Here is a 5,354-nt window from a genome sequence, read left to right on the forward strand (position 1 = left end):
AAGGATAACACCATGATGCTCTTCGGCGACGCCAAAAAAATGGTCGACGAGATCATCAAGAGCTCCGCCTGACACCGCATTCGGACTCGCCGATGGACCAGGTCCATCTCCGACCCGCTCGCTCCCAGGATCGCGAGCGGGTCATCGACCTCATCCACGAACTCAATGTCGTCGAAGCTGCGCTGACGGGCGACCGCAAACGCGAGCGGAGCGCCGCGGAAGCCTATCACCGGGAGCTTCTCGACCGGCTCGGCCGGCGACGGGGCGAGGTCATCGTCGCTGTCGTCGGAGACATCGTCGTCGGTGCGATGGGATTCGTGATCGACGAGGATGCCGCCTACGTGACGGACGATGTGCGCCGCCACGGAACTGTGACGGATCTCGTCGTCGCGCCGGAATGGCGCTCTCACGGAATCGGGCGGCAACTCCTCGAAGAAGCAGAACAGCGCACCCGCGCCGCCGGCTGTCGCCGTCTCGCCATCGGTGCGCTGGTCGCCAATGACGGGGCGGAGCGCCTCTACCGCAGCTTTGGATTCGAGCCCTACGTGTCGATCCTCACGAAGGATTGGTAGCGCGCATTCGCATGCTGCGCGCTCTCACGGCATGGCGAGTGGAGCGAGGTGATCCAGCAGCGCATCTGTCGACGGGTAGATTGCTTCACTTCATTCGCAATGACGAAGTGGGTCCGGCGCTACTCAGTTTTGAGTCGTGCTCCTCGCGTCCTGATGCTCTCACCGCAATTGCTAACGCGGCGACGCAATCCAGACTACCGCCTCAGGTGAAGCGCTTCGGCTGCAAGGACGACAGTGCAATGAGAGCAATTCTCAGGATCTGAAAAGACCGCCGCCGCGGCCCATGGCCTGACGGGCGGTCTGGTTGTTGGGATCGATGCTGAGTGCGCGCTGGAAGCTCTCGTTGGCGTCCGGACGACGGCCGAGTCTCTCGAGCGCGATGCCGCGCCAAGCCCAGGATTCCGCATCCCGGTTGTTGACGTTGAGAGCAGCGTTCAAGTCCTCGAGCGCTTTGTCGTACTGCCCGGTTGCGATGAGGCTCTGGCCTCGGGCGGCATAGGGGGGAGCGACAAAGGGATTCCGGTCGATAGCGGCATCGAAATCCTGAATCGCCTGCTGGTGCTGTCCCTGCCTCTGATAGAGGAGGCCGCGGGCGTGATGCGCTTCGGCGGATTCGGGGGCCAGTCGGATCGCGGTCGTCAGATCACTGAGGGCGCCGGCGAAATCGCCTTGAGCCCGGAGGAGATTGCCGCGGCCGATATAGGCCGGAGTGTAATTGGGATCGGACTGGATGGCGCGGCTGAAATCCGCCAGCGCCTGCTCGTTGCGGTTCGTCTGCCGGTACGCCAGCGCCCGATTCGTATAGGCGGGGGCGTAGCTGGAATCGAGCTGAAGCGCCCGGTTGAAGTCGCTCACGGCCTCGCTGTAGCGGCCCACGCGGGCATAGGCTGCACCGCGCGTATTATAAGCAGTCGGATCGTTCGGCCTCGAACTGATCACCTCGGTGAGCGAGGCGATATTGACCTTGCTCGCGCCCTGCGCGTCCTCCTCGACGACGGCCACTGATTGGGTCGGTCCGCCGCTGCGCCCCGCGAAGGTCTCGCATCCGGCCAGTGTGAGCGAGACAAGGCCAAGACCGGTGAGGCGGCAGAGCTTCGAGGAGAACACGGCAACTCCCTGCAATTCGAGAAAAAACCGTCAATCCCCGGCGCCGCGGAGCGTCGGCTGGACTGGCTGCTGTCCGAACCTGCGTCTCGGAGGTTCGGCGAGACGAGTGATCAGTGCCCGGACGAGCGTGGCTTCGTGGGGAGTAGGCCTTCGCGCTGCAGCCGCTTGCGGGTGAGCTTGCGGGCGCGCCGAACGGCCTCTGCCCGTTCACGAGCTTTCTTCTCGGAAGGCTTCTCGTAATGGCCCCGAAGCTTCATCTCGCGGAAGATGCCTTCGCGCTGCATCTTCTTCTTCAGGGCGCGGAGCGCCTGATCAACGTTGTTTTCCCTAACCAGAATCTGCACGCGTCTTCCTCGTCGCTGCTACCCGATACTCTCTTCTGAGGACGACAGGAGGCGCAAACCGTGCGCCTCGACTGTGGCGCGGGTGCCTAGCAGAGCTTGCTTCTGCTGTCCAGCATGCGCTCGACCGATCCGGCGAATCCCGTCCAGAACTGTCGCCCAAAAGACAAGGGAGCTGCTACGAAGCCGTTCCACCCTCCGGGAACACCCTGGTGACGTGACCCATCTTTCGGCCGGGGCGCGCCTGCCGCTTGCCGTAAAGGTGGAGGCTGGCCCCAGGCTCCTGCAGGATCCGTCTCCAACCGTCGATGTCGGAGCCGATCAGGTTTTCCATCTCAATCCGGCCAAGTCGCTCCGGCAGGCCCAGGGGCCAGCCACAGACCGAACGAATGTGCTGTGCGAACTGCGATGTGCGCGCCCCCTCGATCGTCCAGTGGCCCGAGTTGTGGACGCGCGGTGCGATCTCGTTCACGACGAGTTCCGGACCGCTTTCGGCGCCGAGGAACATCTCGACAGCGAGCACGCCGACATAGTCGAGGGCTTCCGCAATCCGCCGCGCCATCTCGATGGCCTGCTGCTCGAGCCGCGGCGAAACGCCGGCCGGGACGAGCGTGCGGTGAAGGATGTGGTCGCGATGAGTATTCGCGCAAAGATCGTAGGCCGCGAATGCGCCATCGACGGATCGGGCCGCCACGACCGAGACCTCGCGTTCGAATGGCACGAAGCCCTCCAGGATGCATGGCACGGCGCCGACGGCTCGCCAGGCGGCTTCCGGGTCTGTGGCGTCGCGCAGGAGCACCTGTCCCTTCCCATCGTAGCCGAAACGACGGGTCTTCAGGACGGCAGGCAGGCCGACTGCAGCGAGCGCCTGCCGAAGGCCAGGAAGGTCGTCGACAGCCGCGTAGCGAGCTGTGGGAATGCCGAGGCCGGTGACGAAGTCCTTCTCGTGGAGCCGATCCTGCATCACGGCAAGAGCCCGAGGACCGGGACGCACGGGGGCGTGTCGCACGAGAACATCCGCTGTGCGGCCGGGCACGTTCTCGAATTCGTAGGTCACGACATCGACAGCCCGTGCGAAGGCCTCGAGAGCCGCTTCGTCTTCGTAAGCCGCAATGGTCGTGGTGGCGGCCACATCGAAGGCAGGGCCGCTCTCCGGCGCGAAGATGTGGATGCGCAGCCCGAACTCGGCCGCGGCGAGCGCGAGCATCCGTCCGAGCTGTCCCGCACCCAGGATGCCGATTGTGCCTCCGGGCGTGACCATACCCGCTTCACGTGTCATCGCTGGGATGCTCCGCAACCGAGTCCGTCTGCCTCGCCCGATAGGCATCGAGGCGCTGTCCGATGTCCTTGTCGGAGAGGGCGAGCACCGCTGCCGCAAGGAGGGCGGCATTCACCGCTCCGGCGCGCCCGATCGCAAGTGTTCCGACGGGAATCCCCGCCGGCATCTGGACGATCGAGAGCAGGCTGTCCTGTCCGGACAGGGCCTTCGACTCGACCGGGACCCCGAAGACCGGGAGCGGCGTCATGGCAGCCGTCATGCCGGGGAGATGCGCGGCGCCCCCGGCCCCGGCGATAATCACTTTATACCCAGCGGCCTTGGCACCCTTCGCGAAAGAGAAGAGGCGGTCCGGTGTCCGGTGCGCCGAGACGATCCGCGCTTCGTGCGGAATTCGGAGAGTCTCGAGCGTCTCGGCCGCGTGACGCATGGTGGCCCAGTCGGACTGGCTGCCCATGATGATGGCGACGGGGGTTGCCCCCATGGCTTGCGGCTCCCGCTCGATGGGCTGTCTCGGCCCTGGCTCCGGATGAAAACGTTTTGAGCCGCGCCGGTCCCGGCCAATGCGCCGGGCGAGCTCGCTCCGCGGGTCGGCATAACGAAGGCTTTACGGTCGGGCAAGATTGAGCCGTTAGGGTCCCACCGATTTGCGGGAAAGACGTCAGGTGGCCGTGTCAGACAGTGAGGACGTGCGCGCCGAGGTCGCCGCCCTGCGCAGCGAAGTCGAGCGATTGGCGGCTGAACTCACCGATATGCGAGCCCATGCTTCGCTGCTGGAATCGCTCGCCCAGGAGGATCCGCTCACTCATCTCCTGAACCGGAGGGGCTTTTTCCGGGAGCTGTCGCGCGCCATTGCCTTCCACAAGCGCTACGGAACATCCATCGCTCTCCTTCTCGCAGATCTCGACCATTTCAAGCTCCTGAACGACGGACATGGCCACGAGGCCGGAGATCGGGCACTCGTGCATCTCGCAACGGTTCTGCGTCAGAACGTGCGGGCCTCGGATTCGCTCGGGCGGCTCGGCGGGGATGAATTCGGGATGATCCTCTGGCAGGTCGACATGGCCAGCATGCAGGCCAAGTGCCGCATGCTCGAGAGTATCGTGGCGGCATCGCCTCTCGTGTCTGGAGGCGCCGAATTCCAGCTGGGTGCGTCAATTGGGGGCACCCTGCTGATGCCCGAGGATACGCCCGAGGAAGCGCTGTCCCGCGCCGACCACGCCATGTACGCGAGAAAGCTCCAGCGTCGTCGGTAATCCGCAGCCGTCGAGCGGATCCTGCTTTATCGGCCTGTCCGGCGGGGGCGTCTCACGCGATGATGTCGGGCGTGAGCTGGTCCTCGATTGCGATGATCCGGTCCTTGAGACCGAGCTTTCGTTTCTTGAGCCGCTGAATCTGGAGCTGATCGCCGGCCACCATCCGCTCGAGAGCCTCGATGGCCATGTCAAGATCGCGGTGCTCCTGCTTCAGGCGGGCAAGCTCGGCCTGAAGATCGCTCGTGTCGTCGTCGGGAAAATTCAAGGCACACGGCCCCGCGCATGCTCTCGATGAGCAGGTTCACAATCGTGGCCAAGTATGCTCCCGACGGCCCGCGTCGGCAAGCTTGTCCGTTCCGGTGGAACCGCCCTGTGCCATCGTTTTGCCTTCGACTCGCCGCGGTTGGTATGGCACAATCGTGGTGTCAAGCATCAACTCAGGAGGTAGCCGACGATGCCGCTGGAGAATCATCTGAGTGAGCTACAGCGCAAGCACCAGTCGCTTGAGCGCGAGATCCAGGACGCTCTCGCACACCCGTCGACAGATGACCTGAAGCTAGCCGAACTCAAACGCAGGAAGCTCATGTTGAAGGACGAGATCGCCAAGTTGAAAGACGCGACGTCTCGTACGGTGCACTGACGGGGATCGTTCATCATTTCTCGAAGGAGGCCGTCGCTTCCGAAATGGGCGGCGGCCTTTCCGTGTACCCGTAGGGCCTTCGCGGAGCACATTCGAATCGAACCGGTGTCTGGCTGATCAGCCAGAGCGCCGGCCAGGGCCCGGCGACTTCCAGGCCGGTCC

8 protein-coding genes are annotated in these 5,354 nt (G+C 64.4%); 3 read left to right on the forward strand and 5 right to left on the reverse strand.

Going from position 1 to position 5,354, the window contains the following annotated elements:
- The first annotated feature begins 92 nt into the window (after window positions 1-92).
- On the forward strand, window positions 93-572 hold the full coding sequence (locus BN1233_RS42630) for a GNAT family N-acetyltransferase (protein WP_048709439.1): 480 nt from the start codon (window positions 93-95) through the stop codon (window positions 570-572).
- A gap of 252 nt (window positions 573-824) precedes the next feature.
- Here BN1233_RS42630 and BN1233_RS06125 read toward each other — a convergent pair whose 3' ends face one another.
- The 4 genes from BN1233_RS06125 to purE all read right to left on the reverse strand — a co-directional run bounded on the left by BN1233_RS06125 (window position 825) and on the right by purE (window position 3,780).
- Window positions 825-1,679: a tetratricopeptide repeat protein gene (locus BN1233_RS06125; protein WP_082145215.1), complete on the reverse strand. Its 855-nt coding sequence runs from the start codon at window positions 1,677-1,679 to the stop codon at window positions 825-827.
- A 110-nt stretch (window positions 1,680-1,789) separates the two neighbouring features.
- A complete protein-coding gene (rpsU, locus tag BN1233_RS06130) occupies window positions 1,790-2,023 on the reverse strand; it encodes a 30S ribosomal protein S21 (RefSeq protein WP_046862665.1) in 234 nt (77 codons plus the stop codon).
- A 175-nt stretch (window positions 2,024-2,198) separates the two neighbouring features.
- A complete protein-coding gene (locus BN1233_RS06135) occupies window positions 2,199-3,299 on the reverse strand; it encodes a 5-(carboxyamino)imidazole ribonucleotide synthase (RefSeq protein ID WP_046862666.1) in 1,101 nt (366 codons plus the stop codon).
- Entirely contained in the window at window positions 3,289-3,780 is a 492-nt protein-coding gene (purE, locus tag BN1233_RS06140; protein ID WP_046862667.1) for a 5-(carboxyamino)imidazole ribonucleotide mutase, read from the reverse strand. The genes BN1233_RS06135 and purE overlap by 11 nt, the downstream gene beginning before the upstream one ends.
- Before the next feature lie 181 nt (window positions 3,781-3,961).
- Here purE and BN1233_RS06145 point away from each other — a divergent pair, with 181 nt between their 5' ends.
- Window positions 3,962-4,552, forward strand: coding sequence for a GGDEF domain-containing protein (locus BN1233_RS06145; protein ID WP_046862668.1), 591 nt, complete (start codon window positions 3,962-3,964; stop codon window positions 4,550-4,552).
- A gap of 52 nt (window positions 4,553-4,604) precedes the next feature.
- Here BN1233_RS06145 and BN1233_RS06150 read toward each other — a convergent pair whose 3' ends face one another.
- Window positions 4,605-4,817, reverse strand: a complete 213-nt coding sequence (locus BN1233_RS06150) for a YdcH family protein (protein ID WP_046862669.1) — start codon at window positions 4,815-4,817, stop codon at window positions 4,605-4,607.
- Between the two features lie 189 nt (window positions 4,818-5,006).
- Between BN1233_RS06150 and BN1233_RS06155 the strand changes: the two genes are divergently transcribed.
- A complete protein-coding gene (locus tag BN1233_RS06155; protein WP_046862670.1) occupies window positions 5,007-5,192 on the forward strand; it encodes a YdcH family protein in 186 nt (61 codons plus the stop codon).
- Window positions 5,193-5,354: the final 162 nt, after the last annotated feature.

Origin of the sequence: Microvirga massiliensis (genome assembly GCF_001006805.1) — a bacterium.
Classification (GTDB): domain Bacteria; phylum Pseudomonadota; class Alphaproteobacteria; order Rhizobiales; family Beijerinckiaceae; genus Microvirga; species Microvirga massiliensis.